At 66.1% G+C, this 20,088-nt stretch carries 23 protein-coding genes; 21 read left to right on the forward strand and 2 right to left on the reverse strand.

The features are described 5' to 3' along the window. The first annotated feature begins 10 nt into the window (after positions 1–10). The 4 genes from ruvC (at position 11) to ACRECS_RS18795 (ending at position 2,285) form a co-directional block, all read left to right on the forward strand. Positions 11–508 (forward strand): crossover junction endodeoxyribonuclease RuvC, encoded by a 498-nt coding sequence (gene ruvC / locus ACRECS_RS18780; protein ID WP_431584467.1) that lies wholly within the window; start codon positions 11–13, stop codon positions 506–508. 62 nt (positions 509–570) lie between these two features. Beyond that, positions 571–1,161, forward strand: a complete 591-nt coding sequence (gene ruvA, locus ACRECS_RS18785) for a Holliday junction branch migration protein RuvA (protein ID WP_431584468.1) — start codon at positions 571–573, stop codon at positions 1,159–1,161. 38 nt (positions 1,162–1,199) lie between these two features. Further along, positions 1,200–1,535 carry a hypothetical protein gene (locus ACRECS_RS18790; protein ID WP_431584469.1) on the forward strand — a complete coding sequence of 112 codons (336 nt, stop codon included), beginning with the start codon at positions 1,200–1,202 and terminating at the stop codon, positions 1,533–1,535. Between the two features lie 111 nt (positions 1,536–1,646). Then, on the forward strand, positions 1,647–2,285 hold the full coding sequence (locus tag ACRECS_RS18795) for an RcnB family protein (RefSeq protein ID WP_431584470.1): 639 nt from the start codon (positions 1,647–1,649) through the stop codon (positions 2,283–2,285). Positions 2,286–2,351: 66 nt separating this feature from the next. On the opposite strand, the gene ACRECS_RS18800 is transcribed toward ACRECS_RS18795, so the two are convergent. After that, positions 2,352–2,948 (reverse strand): hypothetical protein, encoded by a 597-nt coding sequence (locus ACRECS_RS18800; protein ID WP_431584471.1) that lies wholly within the window; start codon positions 2,946–2,948, stop codon positions 2,352–2,354. A gap of 137 nt (positions 2,949–3,085) precedes the next feature. Between ACRECS_RS18800 and ruvB the strand changes: the two genes are divergently transcribed. The 6 genes from ruvB (at position 3,086) to ftsH (ending at position 11,580) form a co-directional block, all read left to right on the forward strand. Beyond that, positions 3,086–4,108, forward strand: coding sequence for a Holliday junction branch migration DNA helicase RuvB (gene ruvB / locus ACRECS_RS18805; protein ID WP_431584491.1), 1,023 nt, complete (start codon positions 3,086–3,088; stop codon positions 4,106–4,108). A gap of 77 nt (positions 4,109–4,185) precedes the next feature. Continuing rightward, the gene (gene ptsP, locus ACRECS_RS18810) at positions 4,186–6,456 is read left to right on the forward strand and encodes a phosphoenolpyruvate--protein phosphotransferase (RefSeq protein WP_431584472.1); all 2,271 of its coding nucleotides are present in this window, start codon (positions 4,186–4,188) and stop codon (positions 6,454–6,456) included. 112 nt (positions 6,457–6,568) lie between these two features. Beyond that, positions 6,569–7,516: a helix-turn-helix domain-containing protein gene (locus ACRECS_RS18815; RefSeq protein WP_431584473.1), complete on the forward strand. Its 948-nt coding sequence runs from the start codon at positions 6,569–6,571 to the stop codon at positions 7,514–7,516. Between the two features lie 60 nt (positions 7,517–7,576). Further along, positions 7,577–8,548: a hypothetical protein gene (locus tag ACRECS_RS18820; protein ID WP_431584474.1), complete on the forward strand. Its 972-nt coding sequence runs from the start codon at positions 7,577–7,579 to the stop codon at positions 8,546–8,548. Position 8,549: 1 nt separating this feature from the next. After that, a complete protein-coding gene (gene tilS, locus ACRECS_RS18825; protein ID WP_431584475.1) occupies positions 8,550–9,545 on the forward strand; it encodes a tRNA lysidine(34) synthetase TilS in 996 nt (331 codons plus the stop codon). A gap of 76 nt (positions 9,546–9,621) precedes the next feature. Further along, positions 9,622–11,580, forward strand: coding sequence for an ATP-dependent zinc metalloprotease FtsH (ftsH, locus tag ACRECS_RS18830; protein WP_431584476.1), 1,959 nt, complete (start codon positions 9,622–9,624; stop codon positions 11,578–11,580). Between the two features lie 135 nt (positions 11,581–11,715). Here the strand turns inward: ftsH and ACRECS_RS18835 are convergent, their stop codons facing one another. Beyond that, positions 11,716–12,795, reverse strand: coding sequence for a DUF3667 domain-containing protein (locus ACRECS_RS18835; protein WP_431584477.1), 1,080 nt, complete (start codon positions 12,793–12,795; stop codon positions 11,716–11,718). Positions 12,796–12,873: 78 nt separating this feature from the next. Between ACRECS_RS18835 and ACRECS_RS18840 the strand changes: the two genes are divergently transcribed. The 11 genes from ACRECS_RS18840 to ACRECS_RS18890 all read left to right on the forward strand — a co-directional run. Continuing rightward, positions 12,874–14,145, forward strand: a complete 1,272-nt coding sequence (locus ACRECS_RS18840) for a glutamate-5-semialdehyde dehydrogenase (protein WP_431584478.1) — start codon at positions 12,874–12,876, stop codon at positions 14,143–14,145. A gap of 30 nt (positions 14,146–14,175) precedes the next feature. Next, a complete protein-coding gene (locus ACRECS_RS18845) occupies positions 14,176–14,430 on the forward strand; it encodes a CopG family ribbon-helix-helix protein (RefSeq protein WP_431584479.1) in 255 nt (84 codons plus the stop codon). After that, positions 14,427–14,708 (forward strand): type II toxin-antitoxin system RelE/ParE family toxin, encoded by a 282-nt coding sequence (locus ACRECS_RS18850; protein WP_431584480.1) that lies wholly within the window; start codon positions 14,427–14,429, stop codon positions 14,706–14,708. The genes ACRECS_RS18845 and ACRECS_RS18850 overlap by 4 nt, the downstream gene beginning before the upstream one ends. Then, positions 14,705–15,322, forward strand: a complete 618-nt coding sequence (locus ACRECS_RS18855; protein ID WP_431584481.1) for a nicotinate-nucleotide adenylyltransferase — start codon at positions 14,705–14,707, stop codon at positions 15,320–15,322. Before ACRECS_RS18850 ends, ACRECS_RS18855 begins: the two co-directional genes overlap by 4 nt. Before the next feature lie 8 nt (positions 15,323–15,330). Continuing rightward, positions 15,331–15,756 carry a ribosome silencing factor gene (rsfS, locus tag ACRECS_RS18860; protein ID WP_431584482.1) on the forward strand — a complete coding sequence of 142 codons (426 nt, stop codon included), beginning with the start codon at positions 15,331–15,333 and terminating at the stop codon, positions 15,754–15,756. 3 nt (positions 15,757–15,759) lie between these two features. After that, positions 15,760–16,182: a 23S rRNA (pseudouridine(1915)-N(3))-methyltransferase RlmH gene (locus ACRECS_RS18865; RefSeq protein WP_431584483.1), complete on the forward strand. Its 423-nt coding sequence runs from the start codon at positions 15,760–15,762 to the stop codon at positions 16,180–16,182. A gap of 5 nt (positions 16,183–16,187) precedes the next feature. Continuing rightward, positions 16,188–17,375, forward strand: coding sequence for a murein hydrolase activator EnvC family protein (locus tag ACRECS_RS18870; RefSeq protein ID WP_431584484.1), 1,188 nt, complete (start codon positions 16,188–16,190; stop codon positions 17,373–17,375). A 111-nt stretch (positions 17,376–17,486) separates the two neighbouring features. Beyond that, complete coding sequence (locus ACRECS_RS18875) at positions 17,487–17,798, forward strand: hypothetical protein (RefSeq protein WP_431584485.1); 312 nt, start codon at positions 17,487–17,489, stop codon at positions 17,796–17,798. Positions 17,799–17,854: 56 nt separating this feature from the next. Then, a complete protein-coding gene (locus ACRECS_RS18880; protein ID WP_431584486.1) occupies positions 17,855–19,177 on the forward strand; it encodes a S41 family peptidase in 1,323 nt (440 codons plus the stop codon). Further along, positions 19,177–19,665: a disulfide bond formation protein B gene (locus tag ACRECS_RS18885; protein ID WP_431584487.1), complete on the forward strand. Its 489-nt coding sequence runs from the start codon at positions 19,177–19,179 to the stop codon at positions 19,663–19,665. The genes ACRECS_RS18880 and ACRECS_RS18885 overlap by 1 nt, the downstream gene beginning before the upstream one ends. Next, the coding region (locus tag ACRECS_RS18890; protein WP_431584488.1) for a demethoxyubiquinone hydroxylase family protein at positions 19,662–20,088 on the forward strand (427 nt) is incomplete at its 3' end. The genes ACRECS_RS18885 and ACRECS_RS18890, both read left to right, overlap by 4 nt.

Consider the following 20,088-nt stretch of genomic DNA (forward strand, 5'->3'; position numbering starts at 1 on the left):
AGGATTAAATATGATCATCCTCGGCTTCGACCCCGGGCTCGGCACGACCGGCTGGGGCCTGATCCGCGCCGAGGGCAATCGCTTGTCGCATCTCGCCAATGGCCGGCTGAAGACCGACAGCGCCGCGCCGTTGCCGCGCCGGCTCGCGCATCTCGATGCGATGGTCGCCGCGCTGATCGCGGACCATGCGCCCGACGGCGCCGCAGCCGAGGAAGTGTTCGTCAACGTCAACCCGCAATCGACCCTGAAGCTTGCCCATGCGCGCGGCGTCGTGCTGTGCGCGGCGGCGCGCGGCGGGGTCGAGGTCGGCGAATATGCCGCGCGCCTGGTCAAGAAGGCGGTGGTCGGCACCGGCACCGCGGAAAAGGCGCAGGTCCATGCAATGGTCGGCCGGTTGCTGCCCGGGGTGAAGATCGATGGCCCCGACGCCGCCGACGCGCTCGCGGTGGCGATCTGCCACGCGCATCATCTCGCGTCGGCGCGGCGTATTCCTGATCCGTCAAAATAAGCGCCGTCGCTCCCGCGAAAGCGGGGATGACGGGGAGAGCAAAATCAACCTATGGTTGAACCATGATCGCGCATCTCAAGGGCCGCCTCGACGCAACCGGTATCGACCATGCGGTGGTCGATGTCGGCGGCGTCGGCTATCTGGTCGGTGCCTCCACCCGGACGCTGGCGAGTATCGGCCCGGTCGGCGAAGCGGTGATGTTGCATACCGAAATGCTCGTGGCGGAGGATTTCATCCGCCTGGTCGGCTTCGCCACCGCAAGCGAGCGCGACTGGTTCCGCTTGCTGACCGGCGTTCAGGGCGTCGGCGCGCGCGTCGCGCTGGCAATCCTTTCCGCACTCGATCCGGCGGAGCTGAGCCGTGCGATCGCCGCGCAGGACAAGGCAATGGTCGCGCGCGCCAACGGCGTCGGGCCGAAGCTTGCCGAACGCATCGTGCGCGAATTGAAGGACAAGATCGGCGGTGTCGCGATCGGCGGCGCGTCGCCGATCGTGCCGAGTGGCGCTGGCGCGGATGCGGTGTCGGCGATGCTCAATCTCGGTTTCCGCCCGGCCGAAGCCAATGCCGCGGTCGCCTCGGCGGAAGAGGAACTGGGTATCGGGGCAACGCTCGATGCGCTGGTTCGCCTGGCGCTGCGCAAGGCGGCGAAGTGAGGCGGAACCTTGTCGTGCCGTATCGATTATGGCGTGTCATGAAGCTGCGTTTCATCATCGCCGGAATGCTCGCGCTGGTCGCCGCGCCGTGCTTTGCCGACACGCCCGCATCGACGCCGGCGCCGTCCGTGACGCTGCCCGCGCTTGGCGCCGACTGGATGCCCGATCCCGACCCGAGCGACGCGGTCACTGACCCCGATCTCTGGCCGCGCGGCAATGCTACCGCGGCGGGTCTCGACGACATGATCCATGATGAACGGCTGTCGGCGCATCTGACGAGCAATGAGCGTTCGGGGGGTGGGCGTATCCTGCGGTCGGTAACCGGCGGATATCTGGTCGTCCCGCTGCTCAGAATTCACCTTCCGCACCGCTGATCGCGGGACGTTCGCCGCGCATCGGCGATTGCCGCGGATGTGGTTGCGATGCCGGTTGTCAGCGTTATGCGACAGGCATAGCCTCCCGCGCTCCACAGGCGGAGACGACGCATGAAGCGACTCGTATTGGCGGCAACCAGCATGTTGCTGATCCTTCCCGATTTGGCGCTTGCCGTTCAGACGGCGCCCGAGCGAAGGCCCGCGCCGCCGCAGACGAGGCCCGCCCCGCCGAGCCGGCCGCATGTGCAACCGCCCCGCCCGGGCGCCGGCGGCCCGCAAATCCAGCCGGTACGGCCCGGCCGTCCCGGACCCGGCAATGGTGGGCCGCAGATCCAGCCGCCCCGTCCCGGCCGGCCCGGCCCCGGCAATGGCGGCCCGCAGATTCAACCGCCGCGTCCCGCCCCGGGCAATGGCGGGCCGCAAATCCAGCCACCCCGGCCCGGGCGTCCCGGCCATGTCAGGCCACCGCGCCCGCCACACCGCCCCGGCGCGGGACGCCCGCCGCATTTCCGGCCGATCCATGGGCCCGGATTCCAGTATCCGCGCGGCTATCGCTATCGCCGCTGGGCGATCGGCCTGTTGCTGCCGCGCCTGTTCCTGTCGACCCGCTATTATTACAGCGACTGGTACGGGCTCGGCGTCGGCGCGCCGCCGCCGGGCTATCGCTGGGTCCGCTACGGCCCGGACCTGCTGCTGGTGCAGACGCGCACCGGGCGTATCGCCGATGTGATCTATGGTGCTTTTTATTGAGGCAGGCGGATCGGCATCGATCGCAAAGAGGGGGCGGCCGGCACATATGCCGGCCGCCCTTTTTCGTCAGGCGCCGACCTTCTTCGCCAGACCGGCCGCGATATCCTTTGCGGTTGCGTTGTCCGCGCTCGCCAGGGTGATGATGACGAACTTGTCCTCGCCGATAAAGACATTCAGCTGATTGATGCCGGGCACAAAGAATGCCTTTTTGCCGAGGCCGGCAATATCCTCGACCGGCTTGTCGGAAAATGCCTTGATCGAGGCCGCGGTGGCGTTTTTGGCGGCGTTCATCGCGCCGTCGCTATTGTCCGCGATCGGCGACCAGCGTGCCATGAAGCTCGCTCGCCCGCCGCCCGCCAGCGTGTAAGTGCATTCCGAAGTCGCGGCGCTGCTCCCGTCGGCCTCATGCACCAGGCTGAGCTGGGCTTCGGTGACCTGGGCGCCGAGCGCGGCGCCGACCGCCGCCTTGTCGAGCAGGGCACAGGCGTCGGTCGCGTTCCAGTTGGCGGGCGGCTTAGTGCCGCCGCCGGTGCTGCCGCTCGCGCTGGTCTCCGCGGTGGCGGTGCCGTTGGCCGTGCCGCCCCCCGGGGGTGCATCGCAGCTGGCAAGCAGCATTGTGCCGCACAGGCTCACAAGCACCATGGTCATGTCGATCGGCTTCATACCGTCTCTCCCCTTATCCGCTGCGGTGGTGCGCCCAAGAGATGCAGCGGGGCGAACCTAGGCCGGGGCGCTTGTCGACGAAAGCGATTTGCCGTCGCGCTCGACAGCGGGGCGTGCCTCCCGCTACGACCGCGTTCGTGACCGATGCCGACCGTTTCCTGACGCCCGAGCGCAAGCCCGAGGATATCGACGCCGCGCTGCGCCCCAAGTCGCTTGACGAATTTGTCGGGCAAAAGGCGGCGCGCGAGAATCTGCGCGTGTTCATTGCCGCCGCGAAATCGCGCGGCGATGCGCTTGACCATGTGCTGTTCTTCGGGCCGCCCGGCCTGGGCAAGACGACGCTGGCGCAGATCGTCGCGCGCGAAATGGGCGTCGGGTTCCGCGCCACGTCCGGCCCGGTGATCGCCAAATCGGGCGATCTCGCCGCGTTGCTGACCAATCTCGAGGATGGCGATGTGCTGTTCATCGATGAGATTCACCGGCTGGCTCCGGCGGTCGAGGAAGTGCTCTATCCGGCGATGGAGGACCGTGCGCTCGACCTGATGATCGGCGAGGGGCCAAGCGCGCGCAGCGTGCGGATCGACTTGCCGCGCTTCACCTTGGTCGGGGCGACGACGCGCCAGGGACTGCTCACCACGCCGCTGCGCGACCGGTTCGGCATTCCGGTGCGGCTCAATTTCTACACTGTCGATGAGCTCGAACGGGTGGTCGCGCGCGCCGCGTCGCTGCTTGACCTGCATGTTTCGGGTGATGGCGCGCATGAAATCGCGCGCCGCTCGCGCGGTACGCCGCGGATCGCCGGGCGGCTGCTGCGCCGGGTGCGCGATTTCGCCAATGTCGCGGGCACGCCAGTGGTCGATGCGCGGGCGGCCGACGCGGCGCTCAACCGGCTTGAAGTGGATTCGCTTGGGCTCGATGCGATGGACCGGCGCTATCTGATGATGATCGCCGATGTCTATCGTGGCGGTCCGGTCGGGGTGGAGACACTGGCGGCGGGCCTGTCCGAGCCGCGCGACACGATCGAGGAAGTGATCGAGCCCTATCTGATTCAGCTCGGCCTGATCGCGCGGACGGCACGGGGACGGTGCCTGAATGCGGGCGGATGGAAGCATCTCGGGCTCAACCCGCCGGCCAATTCGCAGGACGGATTGTTCGACTAGCTGGTCCTCCCCGTGCCTGGGAGGAATCGCGCGCTGAATTGTGGCTCCCCGCGTAACAATCTGATAGCGCTGGGGCCATGCCGACTGCCGCCAACTCCGCCCGTGAAATCCTGGTTCGATTGCACGACGTGATGGCGTCGCGCACGGCGGCGCAGGCGAAGCTCAATTCGGTCGTCGGAATCGTTGGCGAGGCGATGACCAGCGAGGTATGTTCGATCTATCTGCTGCGCGACGGTGTGCTTGAACTCTATGCCACCCGCGGCCTGGCGCAGGAGGCGGTGCATGTCACCAAGCTCGCGCTCGGCGAAGGACTGGTCGGCACGATCGCCGAGCAGGTCGAGACGCTCAATCTCGACGAAGCGGCCAGCCATCCCGATTTCGCCTACAAGCCGGAAACGGGCGAGGAAAAATTCCACAGCTTTGCCGGCGTGCCGATCATCCGCCGCGAACGCGCGGTCGGCGTGCTGTGCGTCCAGCATGCCGATCCGCACAAATATGATGATGTCGAGATCGAGGCGCTGCAGACCGTCGCGATGGTGCTGAGCGAGCTGATCGCCAATGCCGATCTGGTCGATGCCGCTGGTGCCGCGACGCTGCGGCCGCAATCGACCGCGGCGATGCGCATCGACGGGCTCAAGCTGGTCGAGGGCATGGGCAGCGGCTACGCCGTGTTCCACCAGCCGCGCATCACCATCGAACATACCGTCGCTGAGGATATCGATGCAGAGCGCCACCGCGTCTATGCCGCGTTCGACAAGATGCGCGAGCAGATCGAGCGCATCGCCAGTCAGGCCGAATTCGGCGTCGGCGGCGAACATGACGAGGTACTGCAGACCTACAAGATGTTCGCCTATGACGAGGGCTGGAGCCGGCGCATCAACGAGGCGATCGATTCCGGCCTGACCGCGGAAGCGGCGATCGAGCGCGTCCAGCAGCGCACCCGCCAGCGCATGCGCCAAATCGACGATCCGCTGCTTGCCGACCGGATGCACGATCTGGAGGATCTGTCGAACCGGCTGCTGCGCATCGTCTCGGGCCAGATGGGCACCGCGGCGCAAGGCGGGCTCCGGCAGGACACGATCCTGATCGCGCGCAATCTCGGGCCCGCCGAGCTGCTTGAATATGACCGCCGCCGGCTGAAGGGCGTGATCCTTGAGGAAGGCTCGCTGACCGCGCATGTCACGATCGTCGCGCGGGCGATGGGCGTGCCGGTGCTTGGCCGGGTCAAGGGCGTGCGGCGCTCGATCGCCGAGGGTGACATGCTGCTGCTCGACGTGACCGCGGCGAATGTCTTCGCGCGGCCGTCGCCGGCGATGGAGGAAGCGTTCGAGGCAAAGCTGCAGCTGCGCCAGAAACGCCGCGCCGTGTTTGCCGCGTTAAAATCGGAATTGCCCATCACCACCGACGGCCACCGTGTGACGGTGATGGTCAATGCCGGCCTGCGTGACGATGTCGCGGCGCTTGACATGACCGGGGCCGACGGCATCGGCCTGTTCCGGACCGAGTTCCAGTTCCTCGTCTCCGCCACGCTGCCGCAACGCGAACGCCAGCAGCGGCTCTACCGCGAAGTGCTCGACGCAGCGGGTGACCGGCCGGTGATCTTCCGCACCGTCGATATCGGCGGCGACAAGGCGCTGCCCTATCTGACCCAGGAGGATGCCGAGGAAGAGAATCCGGCGATGGGCTGGCGCGCTTTGCGGCTTGCGCTCGAACGCGACGGGCTGATGAAGGTACAGGCGCGCGCGTTGCTTGAGGCGGCGGCGGGGCGGACGCTCAACGTGATGTTCCCGATGGTGTCCGAGCCATGGGAATATGAAGAGGCGCGCGCCCTGTTCGAGACGCAGCGCGACTGGTTCGCGCAGCGTGGTCGCAAATTACCCAACGAGATTAATTACGGCGCGATGCTTGAAGTGCCAGCGCTTGCCGAGCAGCTCGACATTTTGCTGCCCAAGCTCGATTTCCTGTCGATCGGCACCAATGACCTGACTCAGTTCCTGTTCGCCGCCGATCGCGCTAATCCCAAGCTGGCCGAACGCTATGACTGGCTCAGCCCGGCGATCCTGCGCTTCCTCGCCCGGCTCGTCCCGCCGACCAGCGAGGCGGGCGTGCCGCTTGGCGTGTGCGGCGAAATGGGCGGGCGGCCGCTTGAGGCGATGGCGCTGATCGGGCTCGGCATTGACCGACTGTCGATCACCCCGGCGGCGGTCGGACCGATCAAGGCGATGGTCCGCTCGCTCGACCGTGCGGCGCTGATGGCGCACATGAAAATCCTTTTAGCGGCGCCGCCGCGCGACATGCGCGGCGCGTTGACCGCCTGGGCGGTGAAAAGCGGCGTCGAACTGGCATGATTGTGTGACAGACCGGGTAGCCGGGGCGTTGACACTGCCGCAACCCTTTGTGAGACACGTCTGCAATCGCAGGAAAAACCATCGGGGCCGCACTTTCCTGCCGGAGACAATCATGACCGACGTCGAACCCGGCGAGGAAGCCACACTTTTCCCCAAAACGGCGGGGGAAAGGCTGCGTGACGCGCGCGAGGGCCAGGGCCTGTCGCTGGCCGAAATCGCGTCGCGCACCCGCATCCCGATCCGGCAGCTCGAGGCGATCGAGACGAGCAATTTCTCCGCCCTGCCCTCGGTCACCTATTCGGTCGGTTTCGCCAAGGCCTATGCCCGCGCCGTCGGCCTCGACGAAGTCGCGATCGCGCGCGAAGTTCGCGGCCAGAATGACGAAGGCGTGCGGCGCACCGAATATGAAGCCTATGAGATCAACGATCCGTCGCGCAACCCGACCGGCGGGGTCGTGATCATTAGCGTAGCGCTGACGGCGTTGCTGATCCTCGCGGTCGGGCTGTGGTACGGCACGACCTGGTTCCGCGGTGAGGATTCGGCCCCGCTGGCCACGGTGGTCGAAAACGAGGTTGTGCCGGTGCCGGTGGCCGAGCCGACACCGGCCGCTCCGGCCGGCGGTCAGGTCACGCTGGTGGCGACCGACGAAGTCTGGTTGCGCGTCTATGACGCGACCAAGAAGACCCTGTTCGAAAACACCATGAAAGCGGGCGACCGTTATGACGTGCCGGCCGATGCCAATGGCCCGATGATCAATATCGGCCGGCCCGACAAGTTGCAGGTGCTGCTCAACGGGTCGCAACTGCCACCGCTGGGCGACGGCAGGGTGGCGATCAAGGATATCGGGATCAGCGCCGCCGTGCTCAACGCGCGGGTCAACGGCGTGTCGGTGCCGACACCGCCCACGGCAACGCCGTCGAACGATACAACGCCGGCAACCGCGTCGCGGCGCCGCACCGAACCGCGCTCGGCGGTGCCGGGAGCGGTTCCGACACCCGCGGCAACGCTTGCGCCGCTCCTCCCTCCCGCATCGGCCGCCTCGCCCGCGACCGCTCCTTAAGGCTGGCGACAGGATGACGATGTCAGCTATACCGCCCCATTCACTGCACCGGGGGGTGTCATGCGTAACTATCTGAAGACGGCAATATTATTGATCGGGGTGGCGACCATTCCGGGCAGCGCCGTCGCGCAATCGGCGGTCGAGAACCGCGTCGAGCGGCTCGAAGGACAGATGCGCGCGGTTCAGCGCAAAGTCTTTCCGCCCCAGGGCCAGGGCGGCAACAACCAGATGATTCAGCCCGATATCGCGCCGAACGACCTGTCGACGCCTTCGACCGGCGCGCCGTCGGGCAGCGCGATCAGCGACCTGACCGCGCGGGTCGATGCACTCGAATCGCAACTGAGCGGCCTGACCGGCCAGATCGAACAGCTTCAGTTCAAGGGCCGGCAGCTCGATGAGGGCTTTGCCGCCTATAAACGCGCGACCGATGCGCGGTTGACGGCACTTGAGGGTAATGCCGCCCCGACCGATACCGCAACGATCGACACGCCGCCGGTCGCCGCGGTGACCCCGAAACCGACGACGCCCAGGCCGGGTGCAAGCAAGCCCGTGACGCCGCCGGCCGCGACGCCTGCGGCGGCCACGAAGGATCCGGCGCGCGCGCAACGCGTCGCGGCGATCGAGAAGCCGGCGACCGACGATGCCGGCGAGGACCTGTACAATTACGGCTATCGGCTGTGGGAGGCGAAATTCTATCCCGAGGCCGAGGTGCAGTTCAAAACGCTGATCAAGGATTATCCGCAGCATCGTCGCATCAGCCGGGCGCAGAACATGCTTGGCCGCTCCTTGCTCGACGGTGGTAAGCCCAACCTCGCGATCCTCGCTTTCTACGACAATTACCGCAAGATGCCGAAGGGCGACCGCGCGCATGAGAGCCTGTTCTACCTCGCCCAGGCGCTGGTGAAGCTCAACAAGCCGGCGGCCGAAGTCTGCAAGGTCTATGACGAGCTCGAGGATGTCTATCCCGACAAATTGTCGCCGCAGATGAAGGCCGATGTCACGCGCGGACGTGTCACCTCCAAATGCAAATGAGGTGACGGCGACTGCCGACTGGATCGCGCGCGCCGCGCACGATCTGGCGGCGGCGCTGCGGCGGCCGGTCGAGGGTGACGATCGCATCGCGCTCGCCGTATCGGGCGGGCCGGACAGCATGGCGATGCTGGCGCTGCTTCATGCAGCCTTTCCGGGACAGGTCATCGCCGCGACGGTCGATCACGGCCTCCGGCCCGAGGGCGCGGCCGAAGCGGCGATGGTGGCGGATTATTGTGCCGGGCGCGGCATCCCGCATGCCGTTCTGACGCTCGCCACCGCGATCGGCCCGGCCAATATCCAGGCCGCGGCGCGCGATGCCCGCTATCTGGTACTGCGCGGTTGGGCGGCGGGAGCCGGCGCGACGATGCTCGCCACCGCACATCATGCCGACGATCAGGCGGAAACCTTCCTGATGCGTGCCGCGCGCGGGTCCGGCCTGGCCGGGCTGGCGGCAATTCGCCCGGCCCAGCCGATCGGCGATGGCGGTATGCTGGCCCGCCCCTTTCTCGGCTGGCGCCGCGCCGAACTGCGCAGTGTTGCCGAAGCCTGGTCGCTGCCCTTTGTCGATGACCCGAGCAATGCCAATGCGCGTTTCGACCGGGCGCGCTTTCGCGCCCTGTTGCGCGACGCGCCATGGCTCGATGCCGGGCAGATCGCGCTGTCGGCGGGCTATCTCGCCGAAGCCGATCACGATCTGCGCGCGCTCGAGGAGTGGCTCTGGGCAAGCCGGGCGCAGTCGAATGACGACGATGACCTGCGCATCGATGTCGGCGCCCTGCCGCGTGAGGTTCGCCGCCGTCTGGCGCGAATCGCCATTGCCAGGGTTCGCGACAAGATGGGTATCACCACGCCGAAATGGTCGCCCGCGACCAATATCGAGGCGTTGCTCGATGCCCTGGACGATGGCAAATCGGCAACCCAAGCGGGCGTCATGGCCTCTGCAAGGGGCCAAATCTGGCGATTCCGCCCGGCTCCGGCGCGCCGATTACACCGATAAACCCGACTCCTGCGCTTGTTCCATTGCCATTAACCTCGCACCGCCTATCTTATGATCTCGAAAGGTATGCGCAGCGATGAACGATAACGAGAAACAACCCGGCCCCGACAATGGTGGTCCCAACCCGTGGATGAAGAGCCTGCTCATCTGGGGCGGCATCCTGGTCGCGCTGGCGTTGTTTGTGATGACGATCGACACCCGCAGCCAGCCGGCCGCCGGCAGTGCGATCGCTTATTCCACGTTCCTCGACAAGGTCGAGGAAGGTACGGTGAAGGAGGTCAATGTCGCGGGCGACGTGATTTCCGGCACGCTGCGCGACGATACGCGCTTCCGCACCTATGCGATGGCCGATCCGCAGCTGACCGACAAGCTGCGCGCCAAGAATGTCGTGATCACCGCCAAGCCTGAGGAAGGTCCGGCGATCTGGCAGGTCATCCTGATCCAGTCGCTGCCGTTCCTGCTGTTCCTCGGCATCGCTTTCTTCGTGCTGCGCCAGATGCAGAAGAATAGCGGTTCGGGCGCAATGGGTTTCGGCAAGTCGCGTGCGAAAATGCTGACGCAGAAGGAAGGCCGCGTGACCTTCGACGACGTCGCCGGCATCGACGAAGCGCGCGAGGAGCTGCAGGAGATTGTCGAGTTCCTCAAGGACCCGACCAAGTTCGCTCGGCTCGGTGGCAAGATCCCCAAGGGCGCGCTGCTGGTCGGCTCGCCTGGTACCGGCAAGACCTTGCTCGCTCGCGCGATCGCGGGTGAGGCGGGTGTGCCCTTCTTCACCATTTCCGGGTCGGACTTTGTCGAAATGTTCGTCGGCGTCGGCGCAAGCCGCGTGCGCGACATGTTCGAGCAGGCCAAGAAATCGGCGCCGTGCATCGTCTTCATCGACGAAATCGACGCAGTCGGCCGCCATCGCGGCGCCGGCCTCGGCAATGGCAATGACGAACGCGAACAGACGCTCAACCAGCTGCTGGTCGAGATGGACGGGTTCGAGGCGAGCGAAGGCATCATCATCGTCGCGGCGACCAACCGCCCCGACGTGCTTGACCCCGCCTTGCTGCGGCCGGGCCGCTTCGACCGCCGCGTGACGGTGCCGCTGCCCGATATCGAGGGCCGGGTGAAGATCCTCGAAGTCCATATGAAGAAGGTCCCGCTGGCCCCCGATGTCGATTCGCGCACGCTCGCGCGCGGCACGCCGGGCATGTCGGGCGCCGATCTCGCCAACCTCGTCAACGAGGCGGCGCTGATGGCAGCGCGGCTCGGCAAGCGCCTGGTCGCGATGGCGCAGTTCGAGGTCGCCAAGGACCGCGTGATCATGGGCACCGAGTGGAAATCGCTCGTCATGACCGATGATGAAAAGCGCATGACTGCCTATCATGAGGCGGGCCACGCGCTGGTGCGCGTCCATGAACTGGCGTCGGACCCGATCCACAAGGCGACGATCATTCCGCGCGGCGGTGCCCTGGGCATGGTCGTGTCGATGCCGGAGCGCGACAATTACTCCTATCACCGCGACAAGATGTATGCCGATCTGGCGTCCGTCATGGGCGGCCGCGTCGCCGAGGAAGTGATCTTCGGTCACGACAAGGTGTCGTCGGGCGCGTCGAGCGACATCAAACAGGCGACCAAGCTCGCCCGCGCGATGGTCACGCAATGGGGCATGTCCGAGACGATCGGCCCGCTGCAATATGAAGAGCAGCAGGGCGAGACGTTCCTCGGCTATTCGCAGACTCAGCGGCACAACATGTCGAATGAAACGGCGTTGGCGATCGACGGCGAGATTCGCCGGCTGGTCGAGGGCGGGCACAAGCGCGCGACCGAGCTCATCACCAAGCATGTCGATCAGCTCCACGCTATCGCGGGGGCGCTGCTCGAGTTCGAGACGCTGACCGGAGAGGAGATCAAGGCATTGGTCGCGGGCAACCAGATCGACCGTGACAGCGGCCCCAAGGCACCGTCGGTGCCGGTCGGCGGCACCTCGATCCCCAAGACGCGGCGCCCCAAGGGGCCGTTCGGGAATCCCAGTCCCGTCGGCGCCTGACCGGCGTCGGCACGGTGTGACGAAATAGCCCCTTTCCGGCCCAGGCCGGGAAGGGGTTTTTCGTGGCTTAGCGTTTCATCCAGCCGCGCTGGATCGCGGGAATGACTGACAAGAGTTACCTAAAATCTTCTGGCTCTAGCCCGAAACGGTGCTGACGATCGCCGCGAAGAACAGGAATGCCGCGACATAGGCGGAGACGACCAGCGCCCCTGTCCGCCACAGCGCGCCCGACCGGGTGAGCCCGTAGGCGCCCTTAAGCTGCTTGTACATGTGCAGTGGCGGGCCGAACAGGATGACCAGGACAATCAACGCCGTTGGCAGGCCGATAGCATTGGCGATGCTCAGCCCGACCATGCCCAGCGTCATCGCCGACAGCGAATAGATCGCGAAGATCGCATGGTCGTAGGGCCCGACATCGCGGCGGAACGCGAACAACAGCCAGATGAACGGCAGTGAGATCGGAATCAGCGCCCAGCTATATTTATAGGCGCTTGACTGCACCTTGTAGAAGAACAACCCGGGTTCCTTGGCCGCTTTTTTGACTCGCGTGTCGAGCCATCCATTGCCTGTTTTGGCCAGTTGGATGGTCGTCACCGGGTCGGCCAGCTTTCCCTCGGTGATGGTGTTTGCGATGGTCAGGCCTTTGATGTCGCCACGTACATCCTCCAGCCGTTCGTCGATCCGTTCGGTGTTGCCGCCGCGCGCGACCGCCGCCGCGCGTTGCTCGACCAGTCGCGCCTCGCGCTTCTTTTCCTTGTCGATCTCGGCGCGCACCTCAGCCTTGTCGAGTTCAGTGCCATTATGGTTCACCGTGCCGTGCCCGAGCGGCCCGCCGATCGTGCCGAACGTCGCGACCATCAGGAAGACCGAGAACAGAAACAGCGCTAGCGGCGAGACGAATCGCGCCCGCTCGCCGGCGATATACCGGCGCGTGAGCGATCCGGGCCGCCCGAACAGCATCGGCAGCGTGCGCCAGATCTTGCCCTCGAAATGGAACACGCCGTGCAGCAGGTCGTGGAACAGCGAGTGGAGATTGCGGTGCACATGCGCATTCTGGCCGCACTGGTGACAATGCTCGCCAATCAGCGTCGTCCCGCAATTGAGGCACGAGCCGTGCGCGGCCCCGTCATGCGCGCCGGTCGCTCCCGGATCGATGGCGTGCCCGGCCAGTGCACCGGTAGCGATGTCGCCGACTGCTTCGATTTCCCCCGTCATGGCGCAGCGAATAGCATCACGGCCGGCAAAGGCGATAGGGGTTTGGTCCAGCGTGACGGGCGTGATAGCGGTGCCCCCATGGCTGATAATGCGCCCATATTCGACCCTGTCTCGCTGATCGCCGAGATGGGCATTCGCGCCCGCCGAGCTGCGCGCACTGTTGCCGCGTTGCCGAGCGCGACCAAGGCGCGCGCACTCGATGCGGCGGCGGACCGGCTGCGCGGGGCGACGGCGGAGATTCTGGCCGCGAATGCGCTCGACATGGCGCACGGACGGGAAATCGGCCTGTCGGAGGCGATGCTCGATCGGCTGATGCTCGATGCGGGCAGGATCGACTCGATGGCGGCGGGCGTGGCGGCGATCGCCGGTCTGCGCGACCCGGTCGGCGCGCTGATCGATGAAAGCCGGCGGCCCAATGGCCTGGTGCTGCGCCGCGTACGCGTGCCGATCGGCGTGATCGGCATCATCTATGAAAGCCGTCCCAACGTCACCGCCGATGCGGCGGCACTGTGCGTGAAGGCGGGCAATGCCGTCATCCTGCGCGGTGGATCGGAAGCGGCGCACAGCAATCGTGCGATCCATACCGCCTTCGTCGCCGGCCTGGCCGAGGCCGGGCTGCCCGTCGATATCGCGCAGCTTGTGCCGACCACCGATCGCGCCGCGGTCGGCGCGATGCTCACCGCCGAGGGGGTGATCGACCTGGTCGTCCCGCGCGGCGGAAAGAGCCTGGTCGCACGCGTCCAGGCCGAAGCGCGCGTGCCGGTGCTCGCGCATCTAGACGGCATCAACCATGTCTTCGTCCATGCCGCCGCCGATCCGGCGATGGCGGAAAAGATCGTGGTCGATGCCAAGATGCGCCGCACCGGTATTTGCGGCGCGATGGAAACCTTGCTGATCGACCGCGACTATTCCGGCGCGGCCCGCCTGACGGCGGCGCTCGCGGCGGCGGGTTGCGAGGTGCGCGGCGACCCGGCGGTGCGCGCACTCGATGCATCGGTCGCGGCGGCCGAAGCGGCGGACTGGGACACCGAATATCTCGATGCGATCGTTTCGGTGGCGATCGTCGACGGCGTTGACGGCGCGATGGCGCATATCGCCACGCATGGCTCGCACCATACCGACGCGATCGTCACCGCGGACGAGTCGGTCGCGGACCGGTTCATCGCGGGCGTCGATTCGGCGATCGTGCTGTGGAACGCCTCGACTCAGTTCGCCGATGGCGGCGAATTCGGCCTGGGCGCGGAAATCGGGATCGCCACGGGCCGCCTGCATGCCCGCGGCCCGGTCGCGCTCGAAGGACTGACGACCTATAAATGGGTGGTGCGCGGCACGGGGCAGGTGCGGGGTTGATCGCCTGTATCGAATGTATACATTAAATACATGGGCAAGACTTCAGTCGTCACCACCCGCCTCGATGAAGAAACGCTGGCATTGGTCGACAAGATCGCCGCGGCGCAGGGACGCAGCCGCGCCTGGTTTGCGGCCGAGGCGATCAAGCGGGCGGCCGAGAGTGAGGCCGAATTTCTCGCCTTTGTGCAGGCGGGCATCGAGTCGGCCGATCGCGGGGAATTGACGCCTCAGGATCAGGTGTTCGCCGATCTCAGGCAGCGAAGGCGGCAGCGCAGCGCCACATGAACGCCGAATGGTCCGATCTCGCGATCGTCGATCTCGAGGCGATCGACGATTATTGGATGGTCTATTCCGAAGCCGCGGCGGAAGACGTGACTGACAGGACCGAACAAGCGGCACAGTTTTTGACGACGATGCCGAAGGCCGGCCCCGCGCTGCGGCGAGAGGAGGTCCGGAAATGGCGGGTTGGCTCGACCCCCTATGTCTTGATCTATCGCGTGCTGGCTGAAAGGATCCAAGTCCTGCGCATCCATCATGGCCGCCAGGACTGGAAACGCGATTGACCCGTATCGGCCTGCTTGGCGGCTCCTTCAATCCGGCGCATCGCGGTCACCGCGCGATCAGCCTGGCTGCGCTCGATGCGCTTGGGCTCGACGAAGTGTGGTGGCTGGTTTCGCCCGGCAATCCGCTCAAGGACAAGGCTCGCGACATGGCGCCTTTGGCTGTCCGCCTTGCCTCGGCGCGGGCGATGGCACGACATGCGCCGATCCGGCCGAGTGATATCGAGACGCGGCTCGGCACGCGCTACACCGCTGACACGCTGCGCAAACTGGTCCGGCTTTACCCGAAAAAGCGCTTCATCTGGCTGATGGGTGGGGACAATCTCGCGCAATTCGACCAGTGGCGCGACTGGCGTGGCATCGCGCGTGAGGTTCCGATTGCGGTCATTGCGCGTCCGGGGTATGAGCATGCTGCCCGCGCGGCTCCCGCGATGGGTTGGTTGCGGCGCTTCATCCGGCCCGCATACCAGGCAAAGAGCTGGACGACGTGGAGAATGCCGGCACTCGTGCTGTTGCGATTCCGCCCTGACCCCACCTCGGCGACCGGCCTGCGCAAGACCGATCCCGCCTGGCAACGGCGTTTTCTGCCGCAATCCGGATCAACACGCTCATCATAGGAATCGTTTTGGCTTCAACTTCACCCGCCATTCGCGCGACCGACCCGGAAGAGGTCGAGGCACTGCACAAGCTGGTTCTGGCTTCGCTCGACGACGATCAGGCGGTCGATACGATCTCCATCCCGCTCGCCGGCAAATCGTCGATCGCCGATCATATGGTGATCGCGAGCGGTCGCTCGACGCGCCAGGTCGCCTCGATGGCGTCCAAGCTCGCCGAGAAAATCAAGGGCGAACTCGGCCGCACCACGCGGATCGAGGGTCTGCCGACCGCCGATTGGGTGCTGATCGACGCCGGCGATGTGATCGTCCATCTGTTCCGCCCCGAAGTGCGCAGCTTCTACAATCTCGAACGGATGTGGGCGTTCGGCGACGCACCCCCGGTGCCGACTGCGCCGGCGCTTGATGCCGACGTCGAAACTGATTCCGACGATTAGGCCTTGCTGCTCCATATCGTCGCACGGGGTCGCATCGGGAAGAGCCCCGAAGCGGAACTGGTCGCGCGCTATCTGAAGCGATTGTCCTGGCCGACCAGGGTGACCGAGCTGCCGGATATGGGGGGCAAGCTGCCGGCACTTGAGTCACAAACCAGGATCGTCATGCTTGACGAGACCGGCGACGTATTGCCCTCGCGGGTTTTTGCCGAGAAGCTCGGGCGTTGGCGCGACGATGGCGTGCGTGAGGTGCGTTTCATGATTGGCGCGGCTGACGGCTTCGATGACGCCGACCGCGCCGGCGCCGATTTGCTGCTCTCGTTCGGCCGCGCGACCTGGCCGCATATGCTCGCCCGCGCCATGCTCGCCGAACAATTATGGCGTGCGACCAGCATCCTTGCCAATCATCCCTATCACCGCGAAGGATAGGCGGCATGCGGAGGGGCGCGAAGCTTTGGGGATTGATCGCGGGGGCAGGCGCGCTCGGCCTGGTCGCCCAATCGCTGCCGGCGCAGGATCAACGCCAGCGCCTCGCCGAGGCCAAGGCCCAGTCCGAGGCGGCGGCGCAGCGCTCCGCCCGGCTTGAGGCGCAGGCCGCGCATGAGCAGGATCAGGCGCGTCAGGCACGCGCGCAGGAGGCCGCCGTTGCGGCGCGCATTCAGCAGGCCGAGGCCGATATCGCGGCGGGACAGGCGCGACTCGAGATCATCCGCCGCCAGCTCGCGGAGCAGCGCGCGCGGCTTGCGCAGCGCCAGGGGCCGGTCGTCCGGCTGGTCGCGGCGCTGCAGTCGCTGGCGCGGCGTCCCGCGCTGATCAGCATCGTTCAGCCGGGTTCGGTCGGCGATATCGTCCATGTCCGTGCGGTCCTGTCGAGCACGCTGCCGGTGATTCATGCCCGTACCGCCGATGTCCGGGCCGATCTGGCGCGCACGCGCCGGCTTCAGGCCAGTGCCGCGCTGGCGACTCAGGCGCTGGCCGGCAGCCGCACCCGGCTCGAGGAACAACGGCTCGCCTTGACCCGGCTCGAGGCCGAGCACCGGCTGCGCTCGCGCGCGCTCGGGCGCGACGCGTTGTTCGAATCGGATCGTGCGATCGCGCTGGGCGAGCGCGCCCGCGATATCGTCGACCTGATGGGCACGCTGGGCAATCAGGCGGCGGTGCGCGAGAGCCTCGAATCGCTTCCCGGCCCGCTGCCGCGCCCGCCGCGGCCGGGCGAGACCGCGTCGCCGGTCGATACCGTGTCCTGGTCGCACGCGTCGCCGCCCTATCGCTTGCCGGTGGTGGGCAAGATCGTCACCGGCCTGGGTGAATTGTCGGATGCCGGCGTGCGCTCGCGCGGGCTGACCATCGCAGCCGCAGCCGACGCGACCGTGGTGGCACCGGCAGCGGGGCGAGTCGCTTATGCCGGTCCCTTCCGGGGTTATGGCACGATCGTCATCCTCGATCATGGCGGCGGCTGGACCTCGCTCGTTTCCGGGCTGGGCTCGGCATCGGTACGGGTCGGCGAGAGCGTCAGCCAGGGATCGCCGATCGGCCGGGCCACGCGCGGCGAGGATCCGCGCGTGACGGTCGAACTGCGCCGCAAGGGGCGTGCGGTCGACATGACGCCGCTGATCGGATGAGGCGGAGCTGGGCTCGGCCGCATGCCGGCTCGATTCAAATCGCTTTCCGGTGTCGTCATACCAGCTCTCGAGGCGCCATCTGAATCAGCAAACCGGAAAAGAGAGCAGACCATGACTCCGCCCCAATCGTTTCCCCCAACCACATTTCCCGAGTCCCACAGCACACCTGCAAAATTCCCGCAGAAATTCCCGCAGATTCCCGCAGAACGCTCAAAAACGCATTTTCCCGCAAAGCTTCCCGCCAAACTTCCTGCAGCAACGGGAATTCGGGGCACCGACTGCCTGCGCCAGTACGCCTCGGCATCGGGCGATGTCGAACTGAAGCATCCCGTCGATTCAATTCTGTCCGTGCCGGCCGAACATCCATTGTTTTGCGGATTGCCGGGGCGGGCTCACCGCAGGTTCATGCTGACCCCGCTTTGATCGCGCTCAATTAGCAGCTAGAGTCGCCCTAACCGCTCTCCCGATTTGGAAATGTCATGGCTCGTCCCTTCATTCAGGCAACCGCGATCGCCGCCGTGCTGGCGATCGTTCCCGCCACGACCGCCGCGATGGCGCAGGTCGATACCGACGCCTATCGCGAGATCGACCAGTTCATGGACGTCTTCAACCGGGTGAAGGGCGCCTATGTCGACAAGGTCGACGACAAGACGCTGATCAAGGGCGCGATCGACGGCATGCTCGCCGCGCTCGACCCGCACAGTGCTTATGAGACCGGGCTCGATTACGACAATCTGCGCATCCAGACGATGGGCAGCTATGGCGGGCTCGGCCTGACCGTCACGTCGGAGGATGGCGCGGTCAAGGTCATCGCGCCGCAAGAGGACACGCCGGGCTTCCGCGCCGGGATCAAGTCGGGCGATTACATCACTCATATCGACGGCAAGCTGATCTACGGCCAGACGCTGGACGAGGCGATCACCCAGATGCGCGGCACGCCGGGCAGCAAGATCGCGCTGACTCTGGTCCGGCCGGGCCGCGACAAGCCGATCGAAGTGACTTTGGTGCGCGAGAAGATCGTGCAGAAGCCGGTGAAGTGGGAGGTCAAGAACGGCATCGGCATCCTCAACATCAATACCTTCTCGGAAAATACCGGCGCGGCGGTGAAGGCGGGCATGCTGGGGATCGAGAAGTCGCTCGGCAAACCGCCGCTCGGCTATATCGTCGATTTGCGCGACAATGGCGGCGGCCTGCGCGACGAAGCGATCAACGTTGCCGACAATTTCCTCAATTATGGCGAGATCGTCTCGGAACGCGGCCGCGAAAAGGGTGATATCGAGCGATTCTACGCCAAGAACGGCGATCCCTCTCGCGGCTTGCCGGTGATCGTGCTGGTCAATTCGGGATCGGCCTCGGCGTCTGAGATCGTCGCCGGCGCGCTGCAGGATCACCACCGCGCGCTGGTCATGGGCGAACGCTCGTTCGGCAAGGGATCGGTGCAGACCGTGCTCGACCTGGGCAATAATTCCGCGCTGCGCCTCACGACCTCGCGCTATTACACGCCGTCCGGGCGCTCGGTGCAGGAGGGCGGGATCGAACCCGATATCAAGGTGCCGCAGATCTCCGACCCCGATTTCAAGACTCGCCCGGTGTTCCGCGAAGCCGATCTGCGCCGCCACCTGATCAACGAGGTCAAGGCCGACAACGCCGTGCTCGAAGAGGATACCAAGGATGATCCGCGCTACAGCGCCACGCCGGATCAGCTCAAGACCAAGGGGGTCACTGACTTCCAGCTCGATTATGCGCTGAAGACCATCGCCCGGCTTGGCGCCGCGTCGAAAATGGCCGCATCGGCAAAATAATGGCCCGCACCCGCTTTCAGCTCGCCCATGAGCTTGCCTTCTTCCTGCCGGTTGCCCTCATGGCGGGCGCATTGCTCTCGCAATATTGGGGCGGCCTGTTCCCGTGCGAGATGTGTCATTGGCAACGCTGGCCGCATTATACCGCGATCGGGCTGGCCGGCTTCGCCTTCTTCCTGCCGCCGCCGGCGCGGCGCCTGCTGGTGGTGCTCGCGGCGCTCGCCATCGCCACCAGCGGCGCGATCGGCGTGTTCCATGCCGGGGTCGAATATCATTGGTGGAATGGCATCACTGCCTGCGCATCGAACATCACCGGATCGGGCGGTACGCCGCAGGACATGCTCGCCCGGATCATGGGCGCGCCGATCATTCGCTGCGACGTGGCGCAGTGGAGCCTGTTCGGAATCTCGCTCGCCGGCTTCAATGCGCTCTTTTCACTCGGCGGTGCCGCCACCATCTTGTGGTTGATGGTACAAGATCGACGCAGATGAGCGGCTGGAAACCCGGCGATGCAAAGCGCGACACGCACGCCATGATCCGGGTGGATCAGGCGGGCGAATATGGCGCGACGCGCATCTATGCCGGGCAGCTGGCGGTGATGGGCGACCGCTCGCCCATGGCGCGTGCGATTGCCGGCATGGCCAATCAGGAGGAGCGCCACCGCGCCTTTTTCGATGCGATGATCGCTGAACGCGGCGTTCGTCCGACCTTGCTTCAGCCCTTCTGGAACGTCGCCGGCTTCGCGCTTGGCGCGGTGACCGCGGCAATCGGCCCGGCGGCGGCAATGGCCTGCACCGTAGCGGTCGAGACTGAGATCGACAAACATTATGAGGACCAGCTGGCCGAGCTGGGCGACAGCGATCCGGTCCTGTCGGCGGCAGTGCTGGATTTCCAGGCCGAGGAGGTCGAACATA

The sequence above is a fragment of the Sphingomonas sp. genome, from assembly GCF_050725575.1.
Lineage (GTDB): Bacteria > Pseudomonadota > Alphaproteobacteria > Sphingomonadales > Sphingomonadaceae > Sphingomonas.